This window comes from Gordonia effusa NBRC 100432, assembly GCF_000241305.1.
In the GTDB taxonomy this organism is placed as follows: Bacteria; Actinomycetota; Actinomycetes; order Mycobacteriales; family Mycobacteriaceae; genus Gordonia; species Gordonia effusa.
This window is the reverse complement of the sequence record NZ_BAEH01000094.1, coordinates 1-16,373: the sequence shown is the minus strand read 5'-3', so window position 1 is coordinate 16,373 and position 16,373 is coordinate 1. Positions and strand designations below refer to the sequence as shown.

Here is a 16,373-nt window from a genome sequence, read left to right as displayed (position 1 = left end):
AGGTTGGGGCTAAGCGGCCCACTTAAGGCGTAATTCTACTTACCCCGATCACGGGTACTTACCGATCACTCACGCCTCGCATCACCTATCTACTAGATGACATGACACCATCGCTATCCCCATGGCTAATACGCGGAGGGATTGCCTGCGCTGTTGCGACGCTATCCCTGACCGGGATGTTTACTAATTGCCTTACACCGTGGGCGTATCTGAATGCGGTCGGCGGCAGCATCTTGACCGTCGCGGCGTGGCGACTCGGTGTGAGCCTGTGGCCAGCTGTCGTCGCACTGCCGCTGTGGCAACTACTGGAAGTATCGCTTTACTACCCGTGGAGCGACCCAGGTATCCCAATCTCGATGTTTCTCAATCCGATACTCGGCATGGTCATCGTTCCCCTGGTGCTCGCCAGTGACGTGTCACCGAGAAAGTCAGCGGCTGACATTCCGACATAACGGGATCGCCAACATAGTCGGGAGAATATCTACGCCACTCGCACGCCGCAGTGGACTCTTCCGGGCTGCAATCTGCGCCAACAGCCGCGCCGAGGGAGACCTTCCCTCGCCGCGCCTCACAGCGCAGAAATCAGTCAGTTACCGACCTCACGCCCGGACGTTCAGCCCGACCTTCTGGAATTCCTTGAGGTCGGAGTAGCCCGCCTTAGCCATCGACCGACGTAGCGCACCGACGATGTTCAGCTCGCCGTACGGATCATCCGACGGTCCGTTGAGAATCTGCTCCAGGCTCGGGCGGTCGGTTCCCGCTTCGACCTGTAGCAGCGCGCCGCGCGGCGTCGACGGGTGCGCCGCAGCCGACGACCAGTACCAGCCGCGCCCTGGAGCGCTACTGGCCGCCGCGAGCGGCGTGCCGAGCACCGCCGCGTCGGCACCGCAGGCAATCGCCTTCGCCAGGTCACCTGAGGAGTGGATATCACCATCGGCGAGCACGTGCACGTACCTACCGCCGGTCTCGTCAAGGTATTCCCGACGTGCGGCAGCGGCGTCGGCGATGGCGGTTGCCATCGAAACACCAATGCCCAGAACCTCATTCGTCGACGTAGCGCCGGCAGCCGAGCCGTAGCCGACGATGACGCCGGCCGCACCGGTACGCATCAAATGCAACGCGGTGCGGTGATCATGTACGCCGCCGGCGATGACCGGGACGTCTAGCTCGGCGATAAAAGTCTTGAGATTGAGCGGGGTGCGGTCGGTCTCGTCATCATCGTCGGCCGAAACATGCTCCGCCGAGATGATGGTGCCGTGCACCACGAGGAGTTCAATGCCGGCCGCGAGCAATGCGGGTGTCAGCAGTTGAGCGTTCTGAGGGCTGACGCGGACCGCGGTCGTGACACCGGCATCGCGAACCTGAGCGACGGCAGCACCGAGTAGCTCGGGGTCCAGCGGCGCGGAATGCAGTTTCTGCAGGAAACGCACCGCGGCCCGCGGATCCGGATCGTTTTCGGCAACATCGACCAGCGCGGCCAACTTGTCCCCGACGTCGCGGTGCCGGGCCCACAGACCTTCGCCATTGAGCACGCCGAGTGCACCGAGCTTGCCGAGTTCGATCGCCGTGTCCGGCGAGACCAACGCGTCGGTGGGATGCGACAGGATCGGCGAGGTAAATCGATAGGCATCGATCTGCCATGCGGTCGACACATCCTTCGAGGAGCGAGTCCGCCGGGACGGGATTATCGAAATATCGTCCAATTCGAAGGTTCGACGGGCCGTCCGGCCCATCCCGATATCGACGAGGTCACGCACCTTTGCGCCTTTCGTTGAAGCTGCTGGTACACCGACAGGGAAGGATACCGGTTAGTGCGTGTAGTAGTTCGGGGCCTCTGCGGTCAAGGTGATGTCGTGTGGATGCGATTCTTTGAGTCCCGCCGCGGTAATTTGCACGAACCGCGCCTGCTGCAGGTCAGTAATCGACGACGACCCGGTGTACCCCATTGCCGCTCGAAGACCGCCGACGAGCTGATGAACCACCTGCGACAGCGGCCCACGGAACGGCACGCGTCCCTCGATACCTTCCGGGACCAGCTTTTCTTCTTTGAGGACATCGTCCTGGAAGTAGCGGTCCTTCGAATACGACTTTCCCTGGCCACGGCCCTGCATCGCGCCGAGCGATCCCATGCCTCGGTAACTCTTGAACTGCTTACCGTTGACGAAGATCAGTTCGCCTGGCGATTCGGCGGTACCCGCGAGCAGCGAACCGAGCATCGCGGTCGATGCACCGGCCGCTAACGCCTTGGCGATATCGCCGGAGTACTGGAGCCCGCCGTCGGCGATGACCGGAACGCCAGCCTTCTGGCAAGCGGTGACCGCTTCGAGGATGGCGGTGATCTGCGGGGCTCCGACACCGGCCACGACGCGCGTGGTGCAGATTGACCCCGGCCCGACACCGACTTTGACAGCGTCCGCACCGGCATCGATCAACGCTTGTGCCGCTTCGCGGGTGGCGACATTGCCGCCGACGACGTCGATCCGATCGCCGACCTCTTTCTTCAGGCGCGAGACCATGTCGAGGACGAGTCGGTTATGAGCGTGGGCGGTATCGACGATGATGACGTCGACTCCCGCATCGGCAAGCGCCATCGAGCGGGTCCACTGCTCCCCACCGGTACCGACCGCGGCGCCGACCAGGAGTCGTCCGTCGGCATCCTTGGTCGCCAGCGGGTGCTGTTCAGTTTTGACGAAGTCTTTGACGGTGATGAGTCCGGTCAGTGTGCCATTGCCGTCGACGATCGGCAGTTTCTCGATCTTGTTGCGGCGCAACAGTCCTAGCGCGGCCTCAGCCGAAACGCCTTCTTGGGCGGTGATCAACGGCGCCTTGGTCATCACCTCGGCGACCGGACGATCGGTGTCGACCTCGAAACGCATGTCGCGGTTGGTGATGATGCCGACGAGGGCATTGCGCTCGTCGACCACCGGCAGTCCGGAGATGCGATAGCGAGCACACATCGCGTCAACCTCGGCGAGTGTCGCCGTCGGCGAACAGGTGACCGGATCGGTGACCATGCCGGCCTCGGACCTCTTTACCGTTTCGACCTGCCCGGCCTGATCCTCGATGGAGAGGTTGCGGTGCAGCACGCCCATGCCACCCGCACGGGCCATCGCGATCGCCATCCGCGATTCGGTAACCGTATCCATCGCTGAGGACACCAACGGAACGCGCAGTCTGATATTGCGCGTCACCTGCGTCGAAGTGTCGACTTCGCTGGGAATAACGTCCGATGCTGACGGTAGTAACAACACGTCGTCGAAGGTCAAGCCGAGCATCGCAACCTTGCCGGGATCGTCGCCACCGGTGCGTACGTTCGTCATCTGATCATCCTATCGAGTTGCTCTTTTCAACGAAGAATCGCGTCACACGTCAAAGATGCGGAGCATCCGCCCGAGATACACCCGCCTACCAGTGCAATCGCACAACACCACCGAGGTGCGACATGTTCCCTGTTGTGGCGTATCACGCAAGTGCGGTCACCGCTAACGCGTCAACAGGCAACAGAATTACGCACAGCGCGAACTCACCGAGGGGTGCATCGCCGCGGTCATCGGCTACCGTGGGTATGTGCGCGATCATTTTCCACCCGGCCTTCCGCCGGACCCCTTTGCCGACGACCCGAGCGATCCAGCCATGGCGCTCGACTCCGTCGAGCCGGGCGTACCCCTCGATCCCACCGAGCGGCTCGCTGTGGAAGAAGATCTCGCCGACCTCGCTGTTTACGAAGCGCTGCTGGCCAGGCGCGGTGTCCGCGGTCTCGTCGTCGTGTGCGAAGACTGCCACGACGATCACTATCACGACTGGGATATGTTGCGCGCCAATCTACTTCAGCTGTTGATCGATGGGACCATCCGTCCGCACGAACCAGCCGTCGATCCGCGCCCGGACGCATATGTCACCTGGGACTATTGCCGCGGGTACGCGGACGCGCAAGAAGGCTAGATCAACAGCCGGTTCCAGCCCGGCCACCTTAGTGTCGAACCCCGTCGAAATTTCTAGTTCGGACGGATACTGATCGGCGGTAACGGACCTCCGCCGGGACGCGTCGTCGGAGTACCTGTCTTGGTAGACGGCGTCGGCAGCGTGGTCTGATTGGTGGTACTCGGCACTACCGGCACCGTGCTGGGCACGGTCTCGTTGGTCTCTGACGGCTCGGTGGTCTGCGACGAACGCATCTGGTTGCGAATATCCGGCGGAATCGTCGCCGGATCGCTGCTCTCCGGTGACTGCGTCTTGGTATCCGTTGGTGCGGTCGACTTCGACGTCGCGGCCGTATTGGGCGCGCTCGAACGCAGGCGGTCGATCCAATCGTCCATCTGCTTACGCGTCTTTTCGTCGCGAACGGGCTTGAGGTCCTGTGCTGCCTGGTTGACCAACGATTGAGCCTGCTGCGTCTCGCCGCGCGATAGCGCTTCTTCAGCACGTTCAAGGTTTTGCTGCGCGTTGGTGGCCGCCTGCGTCTGGCTGGCCTGTTCGGCGAAGACAACCTTCTTCACGCCCCACAGCGGATCGCCAGGCGCGGCGCCCTGCGAAAGTACGGTGAGTCCGGCAGCGGCGACCACCACGACGGCTGCCGCACCGGAAGCGAGTCGCAGATGGCGGACCGCCGCTTTGCGCGCCGGACGTGGCTGGGACGCGATGATCGCGCGTTCCACCTCATCGATCGAGGGGAACTCTGGTGCGGGCTCACTGAGCAGATCGTGTCGCCATCCGGCGAGCAGACCAGCTAGCTGGTATTCAGCGTCGTCGGAGGTCGAGACCGGCATGTCCCGCGCGAGCGCTTCAAGAAACTCGTCGTCGGCGCGGACAGCATGCATGTCCAGCGGCGTTTCGGTGCCGTGGTGTTGCCAGCCCGACGAGTCACCCGCGTCATTCGACGGCTGGTTGGGTACTGACCCCAACCTGCGGCGGCTAAGCTCGTCGCTCATCGATACCTCCGGACCTGTTTAGTTCGTCTTTCAACTTGGTGAGGGCGCGATGTTGGGCCACTCGCACGGCGCCGGGCGTACTGCCCACCATCTGAGCGGTTTCCTCGGCAGACATCCCGACAACCATCCGCAGAATGAGCACCTCGCGCTGCTTCTCCGGCAGGATCTCCAGTAGTTGCTTCATCCGCTCACTGGTGTCGGCGGCAATAGCCATTTGCTCGGGGCCGCCGGAGACCGACGGTGTCTCGGGCACCAGATCGACCGGGTCTGCTTTAGTCCGGCCCACCACACGCATGGCGTCGGCAACCTTGTGGGAGGCAATGCCATAGACGAAAGCCATGAACGGTCGTCCCTGATCCCGATATCGGGGCAGAGCAGTCATCACCGCCATCAAAGCCTCCTGCGCGATGTCATCCGCGGAGAACAGGTGTCGTTCTCCGATTCCAATGCGTCCTCGGCAGTACCGAAGTATCGGTTCCTGCACACTTTCGAGCACTGATTCCAGAGCCGCGCGATCACCCTGCCCTGCGGCAAGGACTGCGGCGTCCAATTCAGCACCCGTCAAGTTCATCGGTAAGGAAGACCCCTGTGTTACATCGGCTGTTGCGGTCGGTGTCAAACGAGCAGGTCGAAGGGCTTAGCTGTGGCGGACTTCTGCACGTCGCGGCCATCGGCTGCTCGGTTACGGTCGTCCACCGGGTCCGACCCGGGACTTACTCTAGCGGCGTCGGTGCAGGCGACCCGAATCGCCCGTTCAGTCGAATGATTACGCCACAGCGAAAACGCAGGTCACATCCGTAACGCAAATCCATCAGATATACATGCCCCGACGCCGCAACTCGATCACGACATTGGCGAGATCGTCAGCGATTCGTTGTCGCCCGTCAGCGTCACGAACGAGCCCGGACAACATGGTCAGGGCCGCCCATCGCAGCGGCAATAGCCCCGCGGCCGCACAGCGTCGCGCACATGCCGACGCCAAAGTGTGTGCGGTATCTCTATCGCCGACCGCTGCCGCGGCCGCCGCGGCGATTAAGTCAGTCTTGATCCGATGGCGTTCGGATGTAACCGAACGCGCAGCCTCGATTCCGTGCGAACTAAGGACGGCTGCCGCCGCCGCATCGCCGCGATACAGCGCCAGCTCGGTGCTGACCCAGTGCCAACGCAAGCCGATGCGCTCGGCGAGGATGAATCCCGCTTCGACGTGGGCCGCCGGCAGTATTTCTATGGCGACTCGGTCGAGAAGCCGCTCAGAGACGTCAAATCTGCCGACGCCGAGGTTGTCGGCCGCTAGCCCGGTAAGCGCGTCCCCGAGCGCTGCGACGGCCAGTTCCGACGGATCGGCATCCACGGCCGCGAACGCCAGTGTCGCCGCCGCACCGTCGACGGCCGCGGCAATCGAGTGTCCGCCAGCCTGCCGAATCCACGACGCACGTGTGCTGGCGCACAGTGACAGAGCCGTCGAATCGGCACCACTGCCCGCATCCGACAATTGCCGCAATCTCCCCTCACCTGCGCATACATAACCTTGCGCACCGAGCGACACGGGGCCATCCCACCACTGGTGCACAAATGCGGGGTTTGGAGTTTGCATGAATTTAACCTGCCGAATTCTCGCCGATATTCGTCACACTAGTCACCAGAGGATGGCACGACTATTTCCCTGATGTTAATCCACGTACCCGAAGATCGCGTAGACACCATCGTGATTCGTCTGCCTAGACTCGCCCGTCAACGCTGGTCAGCTCTATTTTCGCAGCTCAGATCAACCTAAGGAAGCAGCAGGAAACCCCTGGAAGGCATTTGATCGAAAGTCGACAAAACCGTTAACAATCGGGAAACAAACACATTTTTCGATACGAATTAGCCGAATTGACTCTATTTCTCGACGCTGCCTAATGTGTGCATTGCACTCGATAGTCGCTGAGACAGCAGCCCTTTCCGAAGAGGAGCACGCCATGCCGTTGCCACATGAGCTACCCGGTCCCAATGCCGATATCTGGGATTGGCAGATGCAGGGGATGTGCCGCGGCGTCGAGTCGTCGGTGTTCTTCCATCCCGATGGGGAGCGTGGTCGCGCCCGCGCGCAGCGTGAGCGGCGTGCCAAACAACTATGCAACCAATGCCCGGTGCTCGCATCTTGCCGGGAACACGCCCTGGCCGTGGCCGAACCTTACGGCATTTGGGGCGGCTTGTCCGAAGCAGAGCGCGCGATGCTGATCAAACGCGGCCGTCGCCGAATGGTCAGCTAGCGTAAACCCACCGAACGTCATCGAGCGGCCCAGCGCTGCTAGACAAAAATCCGCCCCGGCCTCCTTGATGGAGGCCGGGGCGGATTTGGTTGTACCGCGGGTGCTAGCTGACGACAGCGAGCACGTCGCGGGCCGAAAGGATCAGGTAATCCTCGCCGCCGTACTTGATCTCGGTGCCACCGTACTTGCTGTAGATCACGACATCGCCCTCAGCGACGTCGAGCGGGATGCGCTTGTCGCCATCCTCGTCCCAGCGGCCGGGACCAACAGCGATGACCTTGCCCTCCTGGGGCTTTTCCTTGGCCGTATCGGGGATAACCAGGCCCGACGCGGTGGTGGTCTCAGCCTCGACGGCCTGCACCAGGATCTTGTCCTCAAGCGGCTTGATGTTCACGCTCGCCACGATGTGAGTCCTCTTCTTTCGTTGGAGAAGTAAAGTTTGCGGCCCTGATGTGATCGCCTCGTCGTCGCGGGTGAACGAGGATTTCTCACAGTGCCACCTAGCACTCTATACAGGAGAGTGCCAGCACTCAAGGGCGACGGGTGACAGCCACGAACCCTACGGCTTCAGCGCGCGCAGAGCCCGCGTCTTCGCGCCGACTACGAGCGCACCGACGAGTCCGACCAGCGAGAGTCCGCTGACCACCCAGATCGCCGTCGACATACCCGGCAACGGTTGTCCGGGCACGACCGCTTCGTGTGACGACGCCAAAATGGCTGTCACGACCGCCATCATGACCGCACCGCCGACCTGCGCGAAAGTGTTGACCAGCCCGGAGGCAAGCCCTTGCTCGTCGTCATCGACGCCAGCGGTCCCCTGCGACATGACCGACGGGAACGTCACCGCGAATCCGATACCGAGCAGGATTATCGTCGGCAGCAGGAAGCTCGCATACGAATCCCCGCTCTCATGTGATTGTTCGAACCACACGTACGCACCGAGGAAGGCCGCGAATCCCACGACCAGCAGTAGCTGGGTGGGAACTCGGTCGAGTACCTTGTCCATCTTGGTCGCGCTCAATGCGACGATCAGCCCGGCGGGCAGGAAGCCAAGCGCCATCGCCAACGGTGACCAGCCAAGCGATTTTTGGAGGTATAGCGTTACCACGAACTGGAAGGCGACGTAGCCACCGAACATCAACGCGGCCGAGATATTCGCCTGGACCAGCGACACCGAGCGCAGAATCCCCAAGCGCAGCAACGGATGTCGATGCCGCATCTCCACGACGATGAACACCACCATCAAGACCGCGGCGGCGGCCAGGGTGACGATGGAAGCCGGTGCGCCCCAGCCGATGTCGGGTGCGCGAACCACGCCGAACACCAGTAGCAGAAGCGATCCGGTACTCGTCAGCGCGCCGACGACGTCGAACTGCGCCCATCGGAACGACGGTGCGGCAACCGCGGGGATCACGCGCATACCGACGACAAACAACAGCAATGCCACCGGCCCGGGGAACAACAGCGTTGCGCGCCAGGATAATTCGGTAAGCAGACCGCCGAAGACAAGGCCGAGCGAGAAACCACTCGCGCCGCAGACCGTGTAGATACTTAGGGCCCGGTTGCGCGCTGGCCCTTCGGCGAACGTAGTAGTGATGATCGATAGCCCGGCCGGAACGGTGAACGCCGCGGCGATGCCTTTAACGAAACGCAGGGCGATGATCAGTCCGTTGATGTCGACGACCGCACTGATCACCGACGCGACGCCGAACACCCCTAGCGCGGACAGGAATACGCGCCGCCGACCGAAGAGATCACTGGCGCGCCCGCCCAGCAGCAACAAGCCGCCGTAACCAAGAACATAGGCACTGACGATCCACTGCAGTTGCGACGAGGTCATGCCGAGGTCGTCGCCGATCGACGGTAAAGCGACACCGACCATGGAGATGTCGAGACCGTCGAGGAATAGCGCGCCGGCCAACACGACCAGCAGGAGCCAGACCTTCGGCGACCATCCCGAACCGCTGGTGATGTGCATTCTCTGGTCGAGACGCGTCTGCGTCTCGACGGTGGACAGTTCCGCGGAGACAACCTGTGTTGAAGTCACGTCGGCAACTATATGCGTTCGCATCTAATGCGTCTACATTTAATTCCGATGGATATATTGCGCTTGCATGTGATAGTATGCGGGCATGGGTTCCAAGGCGGACGAAGTCAAAGACGACGAACTGGCTGCCGCATGGCAAGACCTTTCCGTCCGCTACCACCGCATTCAGTGCACGCTCGACCGGGAACTACAGGCGAATCACCAGCTCACCTCTAGCGAGTTCGAGGTTCTGGAACTGCTGATTCGCGGCGAAGACGGCTGCGTCCGAATGAGCGATCTGGCCGATCATGTTCACCTGAGCCAAAGCGCGACGTCACGAGTTGTCGCCCGACTGGAAGCCGACGGCCTGGTCACTCGCAGCATGTGCGACAAGGACCGCCGGTCGGTCTTCGCCGCGCTGACCGATGCGGGCGTGCGGCGATATTCCGAAGCACGGCCTACGCAACGTCGAGTGCTGAACGAACAGTCCGTTGGCTGCCAGCAACTATTGGTGACGGCAAAGCTCTAGTCTCCCTGGAATTCTCCCCGTCAGCAGTTGCCTAAGCCACGCTCACCTGAACCGACATCCCCGGGTCGGTCGGCACCGTCAGCGCCGATGGCCGAGCACCACCCGCGATCACATGCGCACCGAGCGTGGCGATCATCACCCCGTTGTCGGTACACAGCCGCGGTTTAGGCACGCGCAATGTGATTCCCTTTGCGGCACAACGTTCTTCGGCGAGGCTGCGGAGCCGCGAGTTCGCCGTCGCGCCACCGCCAAGTACCAAGGTGTCGACGTCGAGATCGGTGCACGCGCGGACGGCTTTCATAGTCAGCACATCGGCAACGGCCTCTTGAAACGACGCCGCCACGTCGGCAGTCGGCACCGGGACGCCGTCACGATCGCATCTCTCCACATAGCGCGCGACCGCCGTCTTCAGCCCGCTAAACGAGAAATCGTAACGGGCATCGCGCGGGCCCGTCATCCCGCGCGGAAACGCGATCGCCGTCGGATCACCTTCGCGCGCAAGGGTATCGAGCACGGGGCCACCGGGATAGCCCAGCCCCAGCAGTCGCGCGACCTTGTCGAACGCCTCACCTGCCGCGTCATCGACGGTGGTCCCCAGCTCGACGATCGGTTGCGCCAAGTCCGTGACATGCAGCAGGTGCGTATGTCCGCCGGAGACAAGCAGCGCAACACATTCGGGCATCGGACCGTGTTCCAGCGTGTCCACCGCGACATGTCCGCCAAGATGATTGACCGCATATAGCGGCACATCCCACGCCAGTGCATAGGCTTTCGCCGCCGCCACCCCAACTAGCAGGGCTCCAGCTAGGCCCGGCCCGATGGTTACAGCGATCGCATCCGGTTTGTCGATCCCCGCCGCTGCCAGCGCGCGCCGCATCGTGGGCACCATTTCCTCCAGATGCGCGCGGGACGCCACTTCGGGAACTACACCTCCATAGCGGGCATGTTCCTCGACACTCGACGCCACCTCGTCGGCCAGCAGGCTCGTCGTCTGGTCGCTGTTCCAGCGCACGATGCCGACTCCGGTTTCGTCACAAGAGCTTTCGATTCCCAATACGATCATGATGACTCCTCACCGCCGACTACCACCGCGGCCATCCCAGCAGCCTGGCGGATCATTGTGTACGCGTCGGCTCCCGACGGCTGGTAGTACCCCTTCCGCAGCCCGGAGGTCACAAACCCGTTCCGCTCGTAAAGCGCGATAGCCGCGTCGTTGTCGACCCGAACCTCCAGAAACACCGGTGCCGCAAGATGATCGGCTACCGCCAGCATTTCGGCGAGTAACGCCCACCCCAATCCGATGCCGCGGTGAGTGGGCGCGACCGCGATCGTATGGATCTCGCACTCTTGCGCGCCTTCGGGGCCGAGAATCGACACGCCCGCATAGCCGATGACCTCGCCGCCCGCCGACTCCCGGGCGGCGAAGTAGCGGTTATACGGCGCATTGAGCTCAGCTCGGAAAGCCGCTGCGGGCCAAGGAGAATCCCCGGCGAAGATCTGCTCCTCCAGTGCCGCGCACCGATCGACGTCGGCTAGCCGCAACGCATCGATACGAATCATCGACGCTTCTTCTGATCTTTGAGTTCCACGGCATCGGGCCGCCGAAGATATAGCGGGACAAGGGGATCGGGTACCGACCTCGCCAAGATGGCATCGGCGGCCACTGCGACGAGTCCGGCGACCGACGGACGCTGGGTGTTGCCGACCGGAGCGCCGAATCGATCGGCAAACCCCTTCGCGCCCACGGCGAGATCGATTGGCTTCTCGGCCAGATCATCGGCTAATGCTTGTGGCGCAAGTACATCCGGTCCCGCGATACGCTCGCGCCCGCTGTACAACGCCCAGTACACCTCGCGCCGACGCGCGTCAGTTACCGCCAATACCCTCGACATCCCGGTCGCGCCGTCGGAAAGTTCGGAGGCCACCAGGGCATCGAGTGAACATATTCCATACACCGGTAGGGCGAGTGCATCTCCGTATGCGGCCGCGGTCGCGAGCCCAACACGCAACCCGGTGAAGGGACCGGGGCCGCAGCCAACAACGACCGCGTCGAGTTCAGCGCCGACTACCCCTGCCTCGGTTAGTGATTCGGCGATCAGGGTGGTGAGCATTTCCGCGTGCCGGCGATGATCGGTGATGGTGCGATCGGCGAGAATGGCCACGCGACCATCGGCCGACACCTCGGCAATGCCGGTGACCACCGCGTCGGTTGCGGTGTCGATTGCCAAAACCCTCACCGGGACTCCCTGCTAGTCATTGCGGCGCCTCACGCCACTCCCAGGACACCTCTCGCACATCCGAATCAGGCTGGCGCCGAAGGTGAACCAGGAGATATCGCGATACAAGCCGTTCGGCAACACCCTCACCCCATTCGACAACGACGACCGAATCGGCAAGGTCGGTGTCGAGGTCCAGTGCGTCGAGTTCTTCATCGAGTGGCACCGCCGAATCCGTCAGTCGGTACGCGTCAACATGCACCAGCCCGGGACGCCCCGCTGCTCCGGGCCGGTGAACGCGCGCGATGATGAAAGTCGGCGAGGATACTCGGCCTTGCACTCCCAACCCGGCGGCGATTCCCCGGGTCAACGCCGTCTTGCCAGCACCAAGGGGTCCGTCGAGGATCACCACATCGCCGGCCTCGAGCGTCGAAGCCAGTTCGGCGCCAAGGGCTTCGGTGTCGACCACATCGGGCAATATGCGAGTCTGCCCCATCACATCCACCGCCCGACTCGAACTTTACGCTTGGTCGCGGGTAGCTGTGCGAACACTCGATGAACCAGTTCGACGATCGGCTCGGTCACCGAATCGGGTTGTTCCATCAAAACCATATGCCCGGCGGCCTGCACGATCGTCAACCGCGTCGTGGAGCCAAGTTCGCCGTACAGATCGTAGGAGTTGTAGAACGGTGTCATCCGATCCTCATCGCCGCACACGACGATGGTCGGGAGTTTGGCGAGCACGGCCAGCGCCTCCGACTCGTCGTGAGACTCCAACGCGTGCAAGAAATTGACGATGGTGTGAATCGGGGTGTTCTGCAGCATCGACTCGACCGCGCGATCGGTTGCCGGACTGTAGAAGTCGGAGCCCCAACTGGCAGCCAAGAGGACCGGCTCAAGAAGTTTGCGAGTACTGCCGCGGCCCGCCTGCACCAATCGCGGCGCGCGACGCACCGCGAGCCGAAAGCCGTCGACAACCGGATTCGACAACCCCTCGCCAAGTCCGGCTTCGGTCAATCCCCGTGCGGCGGTTGCGATCAGTCCCACGCCGACAATCCTGCCGCGGGGGGCGAATAGCTTCGGATGTCGTCGAGCAGCGCCCATGATGGCCATCCCGCCCATCGAATGACCTAGCAGCACAACCGGTCCGGACGGCACCATCTGTCTGACGACCGCCGCGACGTCGTCGCCCAACTGAGAAATCGTGCAAGTCTCATCGGGTGCTGGATCACTCTTGCCGTGGCCACGATGGTCGTAGAAGACCATCGCAACCGACAATCCCTCCTGCGCCCAACGCTTTTCGAGCGCGAAGCGTTGGAAATGCCAGCTGGCCATCCGCAAGCTGAACCCATGCACGAACACCAGGGTCAGGTCGGGGTTTTTCGGTCCGATCCGACGAACCTCCAGTCGCAGACCGTCGTCGGTACGCACCGACAACGACTCTCCGTCGTATATCGCGCGGAAGTTCTCACCGGCTTGCGGATCGGCAACAAGGGGATCGCGGCGGGCTCGCCGCCAGTTGGACGCACGACGTGTCACCCCGGAAGCGGTTGCGGCACCTAGCGATCCCACGCTGCCGGTGCCGGCACGCCACATCCTCTTACGTTCACGCGCGGCCATCGTCGATCACTTCCGATCGTGCGCCACCGACATACTGGCGAACCACTCGAGTGCCGATCCCGGACACTATTTCGTAGTCAATGGTGCCGGTGGCATCCGCCCACTCCCGCGCCGTCGGCCCGCCATCGGCTCCGGTGCCGAAGAGCACGGCCCGGTCCCCCTCGACAACGCCCCCGCCGTCGGGGCCGAGGTCGACGACAAACTGATCCATACATACCCGTCCGACCCCGGCGAACGGCTGCCCGTTGATGAAAACCCGGAGTTGGCCGGACAACGTCCGCGGAACACCGTCGGCGTAGCCGGCCGGAATGACCGCAATCATGCTGTCTCGCTGAGCTATCCAGGTCTGACCGTACGAAACTCCCTCGCCGGTCCGGACTTTCTTGACCAACGCCACCTCAGCCGACAGCGTCATCGCCGGAATCAGCCCGAAGTCGCCGATCGCGGGCAGTGGCGTACGACCGTAGAGCGCGATGCCCGGACGCACGATATCGCGAGACAGATCTCTACGACTAAGCGCCGCAGGGGAATTCGAAATATGGACAGCCTGTGGCGTAATACCCAACCGGGCCAGGTCAGCGACCGCGGCGTCGAGTTCAGCGGCCTGTGCCGAGTTCAGTGGATTAGATGGCTCGTCCCCGCACGCCAGATGAGTCATCATCCCCTGCAGGCGGATCGAGTTGTCCGCCAAGGCCTTCGCACACACGTCGACAAAGTCCGACCACTCTTCAACGGCGACACCGCTGCGCCGAAGGCCGGTGTCGACCTTGATCGTCACGGTGGCGGTGGTCCCCACCGCGCGGGCGGCGGCCACCACGGCGTCGAGTTGACGCGGTGACGACACCGCGATGTCGATCCCGGCCGCGACGCCCGCGGCGAAGTCCGTGGAACCGGTATGCAGCCACGCGGTGATCGGGGCGTCAATGCCGGACTCGCGCAGCACCAGCGCCTCGGGCAACCGCGCGACGCCCAGTCCGGCCGCACCGGCCGCGAGCATCGTTCGCGCCACCGGCACCGCGCCGTGGCCGTAGGCGTCCGCCTTGACCACGGCCAGTACGTCGGCGCCGGAGGTGTCGCGAAGCACACCGACGTTATGCGCTATCGCGGCGAGGTCGATGGTGGCGGTCAGATCGGGCGAATTCATCAATCGCATTGTCTCACTACCGCTACACCAGCCGACCGGCGCAGCCGCGCGATCGCCGGGGAAATCGAGTCGAGCAGCCGCGATGCACCGAGGGGCGCATCCTCGGCTCCGACCCGCGCGGCTACCGCGTGTGCGCGAGCCGCCATCGCGGCGGCGTCAACCGTGCTCAAACCGGTGGCGAGCAGGGCGCCGGCGACGCCGGCGAGCACATCACCCGAACCTGCGGTCGCCGCCCAGGACGAGCCCGCGTCATTGCCGACGACAGGTGCCCCTGAGTCAGGTCCGGCGATCAACGTCGTGCGGCCCTTCAACAACACGGTGACCCCGAGGCGCTGTGCGAGTTCGCGGACCGCCCTAGCCCGGTCGTCCCCGACCGGATGCCCGGCAAGTCGCTCGAATTCGCCCGCGTGCGGGGTGAGCAATGTCGGCGCGGTGCGCGAAGACAGCAGATCCGGCGACTGCGCGACCAAGGTCAGACCGTCGGCGTCGATGAGAACCGGGACATCGGTGGCCAGTACGGTGCGTAGCCGGTCACGCGCGTCGTGGTCGGTGCCGAGGCCTGGCCCGACCACCCAGGCTTGCACCCGTCCGGCCTCCTGCGGTGTCGGACTGACAACCACTTCGGAGAATCGCGAAAGTACCTCTGCACCAACTGATCCCGCGTATCGCGTCATTCCCGACGTCGCGTGGATCGCCGCGCCGGTGCACAAGACGGCGGCTCCCGGATAATGCGGGGAGCCGGCAACAACGCCGACAACACCCTGGGTGTACTTGTCGTCGGTTGGGCCGGGAACCGGCCAGCGGCGGCCGACCTCGTCGTCGGTCCAACTCAGCAGTTCGGCGCCACCGATGTCGCCGAGCCCGATGTCGATCACCTCGACACGTCCGCACTGCGCCGCGGCCAGTAGATGTGCCCTGCGCCGGATGCCGAAAGTAACGGTGACGTCGGCGGCAACTGCCGGGTCATGCACCACACCCGTGTCGGCATCGACACCCGACGGCAGATCGACGGCGAATATCGGCGCGCTCACCTCAGCGAAAATCGTTGCGGCACTGGCCCGTAACGGCCCGGTGCCGCCAATTCCCACCACACCGTCGACGACCGCGTCGAGGCGCGTAGGCAGCGTGTCTACCACCCGGCCACCGCTACGCCGCAGCGCGGCCAGTCCGGCGGCATGCACACGAGAAGGGTTGAGCAGTACGGCATACACCATCACCCCGCGCCGGGACAGGCGCGCACCGGCGAATAGCGCGTCACCGCCGTTGTCCCCAGAGCCAACCACCAGCCCCACCCGACTGCCATAGCAGCCGCCAGAGGAAACTAGATGTGCCGCAACGACATTGGCTACTCCTGCGGCGGCGCGCTGCATCAGTACACCGGAACGCAACAGGTCACCGGTCGCCACCTCGGCGGCTCGGACAGCCGACGCGGAGAAAAAGCCGACGGACATGGCAGCTGCCTACTCGACGGTGACCGACTTGGCGAGGTTGCGCGGCTTGTCGACGTCGTACCCACGAGTCGCGGCAACGGTTGCCGCGAAAATCTGCAGCGGCACCGTAGATACCAACGGCTGCAATAGGGTTGGCGTCTTGGGTATCGGGATCAGATGGTCGGCGACCGCGGCGGCCGCGGCGTCGTCCGATTCGGCGATGACGAT

At 63.5% G+C, this 16,373-nt stretch carries 18 protein-coding genes and 1 pseudogene; 4 read left to right on the top strand and 15 right to left on the bottom strand.

The window, feature by feature from the left end; genetic code table 11:
• Nucleotides 1-101 precede the first annotated feature (101 nt).
• The gene (locus GOEFS_RS16395) at nt 102-452 is read left to right on the top strand and encodes a hypothetical protein (protein ID WP_138918041.1); all 351 of its coding nucleotides are present in this window, start codon (nt 102-104) and stop codon (nt 450-452) included.
• Between the two features lie 147 nt (nt 453-599).
• Here GOEFS_RS16395 and GOEFS_RS16390 read toward each other — a convergent pair whose 3' ends face one another.
• Nucleotides 600-1,757 carry a GuaB3 family IMP dehydrogenase-related protein gene (locus GOEFS_RS16390; RefSeq protein WP_007319054.1) on the bottom strand — a complete coding sequence of 386 codons (1,158 nt, stop codon included), beginning with the start codon at nt 1,755-1,757 and terminating at the stop codon, nt 600-602.
• A gap of 51 nt (nt 1,758-1,808) precedes the next feature.
• Complete coding sequence (gene guaB, locus GOEFS_RS16385) at nt 1,809-3,320, bottom strand: IMP dehydrogenase (protein ID WP_007319053.1); 1,512 nt, start codon at nt 3,318-3,320, stop codon at nt 1,809-1,811.
• 247 nt (nt 3,321-3,567) lie between these two features.
• On the opposite strand from guaB, the gene GOEFS_RS16380 reads away from it, so the two are divergent.
• The gene (locus GOEFS_RS16380) at nt 3,568-3,942 is read left to right on the top strand and encodes a DUF5319 domain-containing protein (RefSeq protein ID WP_040525304.1); all 375 of its coding nucleotides are present in this window, start codon (nt 3,568-3,570) and stop codon (nt 3,940-3,942) included.
• A gap of 53 nt (nt 3,943-3,995) precedes the next feature.
• On the opposite strand, the gene GOEFS_RS22580 is transcribed toward GOEFS_RS16380, so the two are convergent.
• The 3 genes from GOEFS_RS22580 to GOEFS_RS16365 all read right to left on the bottom strand — a co-directional run bounded on the left by GOEFS_RS22580 (nt 3,996) and on the right by GOEFS_RS16365 (nt 6,522).
• Complete coding sequence (locus GOEFS_RS22580) at nt 3,996-4,928, bottom strand: anti-sigma-D factor RsdA (protein WP_007319051.1); 933 nt, start codon at nt 4,926-4,928, stop codon at nt 3,996-3,998.
• On the bottom strand, nt 4,912-5,499 hold the full coding sequence (locus GOEFS_RS16370; protein WP_040525303.1) for a sigma-70 family RNA polymerase sigma factor: 588 nt from the start codon (nt 5,497-5,499) through the stop codon (nt 4,912-4,914). Before GOEFS_RS16370 ends, GOEFS_RS22580 begins: the two co-directional genes overlap by 17 nt.
• A 240-nt stretch (nt 5,500-5,739) precedes the next feature.
• Nucleotides 5,740-6,522: a hypothetical protein gene (locus GOEFS_RS16365; protein WP_007319049.1), complete on the bottom strand. Its 783-nt coding sequence runs from the start codon at nt 6,520-6,522 to the stop codon at nt 5,740-5,742.
• 364 nt (nt 6,523-6,886) lie between these two features.
• Here GOEFS_RS16365 and GOEFS_RS16360 point away from each other — a divergent pair, with 364 nt between their 5' ends.
• Entirely contained in the window at nt 6,887-7,180 is a 294-nt protein-coding gene (locus tag GOEFS_RS16360; protein WP_007319048.1) for a WhiB family transcriptional regulator, read from the top strand.
• Nucleotides 7,181-7,283: 103 nt separating this feature from the next.
• Here the strand turns inward: GOEFS_RS16360 and groES are convergent, their stop codons facing one another.
• Nucleotides 7,284-7,583 (bottom strand): co-chaperone GroES, encoded by a 300-nt coding sequence (gene groES, locus GOEFS_RS16355; protein ID WP_007319047.1) that lies wholly within the window; start codon nt 7,581-7,583, stop codon nt 7,284-7,286.
• Between the two features lie 156 nt (nt 7,584-7,739).
• Nucleotides 7,740-9,158, bottom strand: a complete 1,419-nt coding sequence (locus GOEFS_RS16350) for an MFS transporter (protein ID WP_245549879.1) — start codon at nt 9,156-9,158, stop codon at nt 7,740-7,742.
• Between the two features lie 154 nt (nt 9,159-9,312).
• Between GOEFS_RS16350 and GOEFS_RS16345 the strand changes: the two genes are divergently transcribed.
• Nucleotides 9,313-9,735 (top strand): MarR family winged helix-turn-helix transcriptional regulator, encoded by a 423-nt coding sequence (locus tag GOEFS_RS16345; RefSeq protein WP_007319045.1) that lies wholly within the window; start codon nt 9,313-9,315, stop codon nt 9,733-9,735.
• Nucleotides 9,736-9,766: 31 nt separating this feature from the next.
• Here GOEFS_RS16345 and tsaD read toward each other — a convergent pair whose 3' ends face one another.
• From tsaD to GOEFS_RS16305, 8 genes and pseudogenes are all read right to left on the bottom strand, one after another.
• The gene (tsaD, locus tag GOEFS_RS16340; protein WP_007319044.1) at nt 9,767-10,798 is read right to left on the bottom strand and encodes a tRNA (adenosine(37)-N6)-threonylcarbamoyltransferase complex transferase subunit TsaD; all 1,032 of its coding nucleotides are present in this window, start codon (nt 10,796-10,798) and stop codon (nt 9,767-9,769) included.
• Nucleotides 10,795-11,295, bottom strand: a complete 501-nt coding sequence (gene rimI, locus GOEFS_RS16335) for a ribosomal protein S18-alanine N-acetyltransferase (RefSeq protein ID WP_007319043.1) — start codon at nt 11,293-11,295, stop codon at nt 10,795-10,797. The genes tsaD and rimI overlap by 4 nt, the downstream gene beginning before the upstream one ends.
• Nucleotides 11,292-11,972, bottom strand: coding sequence for a tRNA (adenosine(37)-N6)-threonylcarbamoyltransferase complex dimerization subunit type 1 TsaB (gene tsaB, locus GOEFS_RS16330; RefSeq protein ID WP_007319042.1), 681 nt, complete (start codon nt 11,970-11,972; stop codon nt 11,292-11,294). The genes rimI and tsaB overlap by 4 nt, the downstream gene beginning before the upstream one ends.
• 16 nt (nt 11,973-11,988) lie before the next feature.
• Nucleotides 11,989-12,447 carry a tRNA (adenosine(37)-N6)-threonylcarbamoyltransferase complex ATPase subunit type 1 TsaE gene (gene tsaE, locus GOEFS_RS16325; protein WP_007319041.1) on the bottom strand — a complete coding sequence of 153 codons (459 nt, stop codon included), beginning with the start codon at nt 12,445-12,447 and terminating at the stop codon, nt 11,989-11,991.
• A complete protein-coding gene (locus tag GOEFS_RS16320) occupies nt 12,447-13,571 on the bottom strand; it encodes an alpha/beta fold hydrolase (RefSeq protein WP_007319040.1) in 1,125 nt (374 codons plus the stop codon). Before GOEFS_RS16320 ends, tsaE begins: the two co-directional genes overlap by 1 nt.
• On the bottom strand, nt 13,558-14,715 hold the full coding sequence (gene alr, locus GOEFS_RS16315; RefSeq protein WP_040525310.1) for an alanine racemase: 1,158 nt from the start codon (nt 14,713-14,715) through the stop codon (nt 13,558-13,560). The genes GOEFS_RS16320 and alr overlap by 14 nt, the downstream gene beginning before the upstream one ends.
• Complete coding sequence (locus GOEFS_RS16310) at nt 14,715-16,166, bottom strand: bifunctional ADP-dependent NAD(P)H-hydrate dehydratase/NAD(P)H-hydrate epimerase (protein ID WP_007319038.1); 1,452 nt, start codon at nt 16,164-16,166, stop codon at nt 14,715-14,717. Before GOEFS_RS16310 ends, alr begins: the two co-directional genes overlap by 1 nt.
• A 9-nt stretch (nt 16,167-16,175) precedes the next feature.
• A pseudogene (locus GOEFS_RS16305) lies at nt 16,176-16,373 on the bottom strand (glutamine--fructose-6-phosphate transaminase (isomerizing)); the annotation flags it as partial.

Bases quoted from the DNA above. Each gene is read 5' to 3' on its own strand.
- GOEFS_RS16320 (WP_007319040.1), bottom strand. From the start codon at position 13,571: ATGGCCGCGCGTGAACGTAAGAGGATGTGGCGTGCCGGCACCGGCAGC.
- GOEFS_RS16345 (WP_007319045.1), top strand. From the start codon at position 9,313: ATGGGTTCCAAGGCGGACGAAGTCAAAGACGACGAACTGGCTGCCGCA.
- GOEFS_RS16360 (WP_007319048.1), top strand. From the start codon at position 6,887: ATGCCGTTGCCACATGAGCTACCCGGTCCCAATGCCGATATCTGGGAT.
- GOEFS_RS22580 (WP_007319051.1), bottom strand. From the start codon at position 4,928: ATGAGCGACGAGCTTAGCCGCCGCAGGTTGGGGTCAGTACCCAACCAG.
- alr (WP_040525310.1), bottom strand. From the start codon at position 14,715: ATGAATTCGCCCGATCTGACCGCCACCATCGACCTCGCCGCGATAGCG.
- rimI (WP_007319043.1), bottom strand. From the start codon at position 11,295: ATGATTCGTATCGATGCGTTGCGGCTAGCCGACGTCGATCGGTGCGCG.
- tsaD (WP_007319044.1), bottom strand. From the start codon at position 10,798: ATGATCGTATTGGGAATCGAAAGCTCTTGTGACGAAACCGGAGTCGGC.
- GOEFS_RS16310 (WP_007319038.1), bottom strand. From the start codon at position 16,166: ATGTCCGTCGGCTTTTTCTCCGCGTCGGCTGTCCGAGCCGCCGAGGTG.
- GOEFS_RS16370 (WP_040525303.1), bottom strand. From the start codon at position 5,499: ATGAACTTGACGGGTGCTGAATTGGACGCCGCAGTCCTTGCCGCAGGG.
- guaB (WP_007319053.1), bottom strand. From the start codon at position 3,320: ATGACGAACGTACGCACCGGTGGCGACGATCCCGGCAAGGTTGCGATG.
- GOEFS_RS16395 (WP_138918041.1), top strand. From the start codon at position 102: ATGACACCATCGCTATCCCCATGGCTAATACGCGGAGGGATTGCCTGC.
- GOEFS_RS16365 (WP_007319049.1), bottom strand. From the start codon at position 6,522: ATGCAAACTCCAAACCCCGCATTTGTGCACCAGTGGTGGGATGGCCCC.
- GOEFS_RS16350 (WP_245549879.1), bottom strand. From the start codon at position 9,158: ATGCACATCACCAGCGGTTCGGGATGGTCGCCGAAGGTCTGGCTCCTG.
- tsaE (WP_007319041.1), bottom strand. From the start codon at position 12,447: ATGGGGCAGACTCGCATATTGCCCGATGTGGTCGACACCGAAGCCCTT.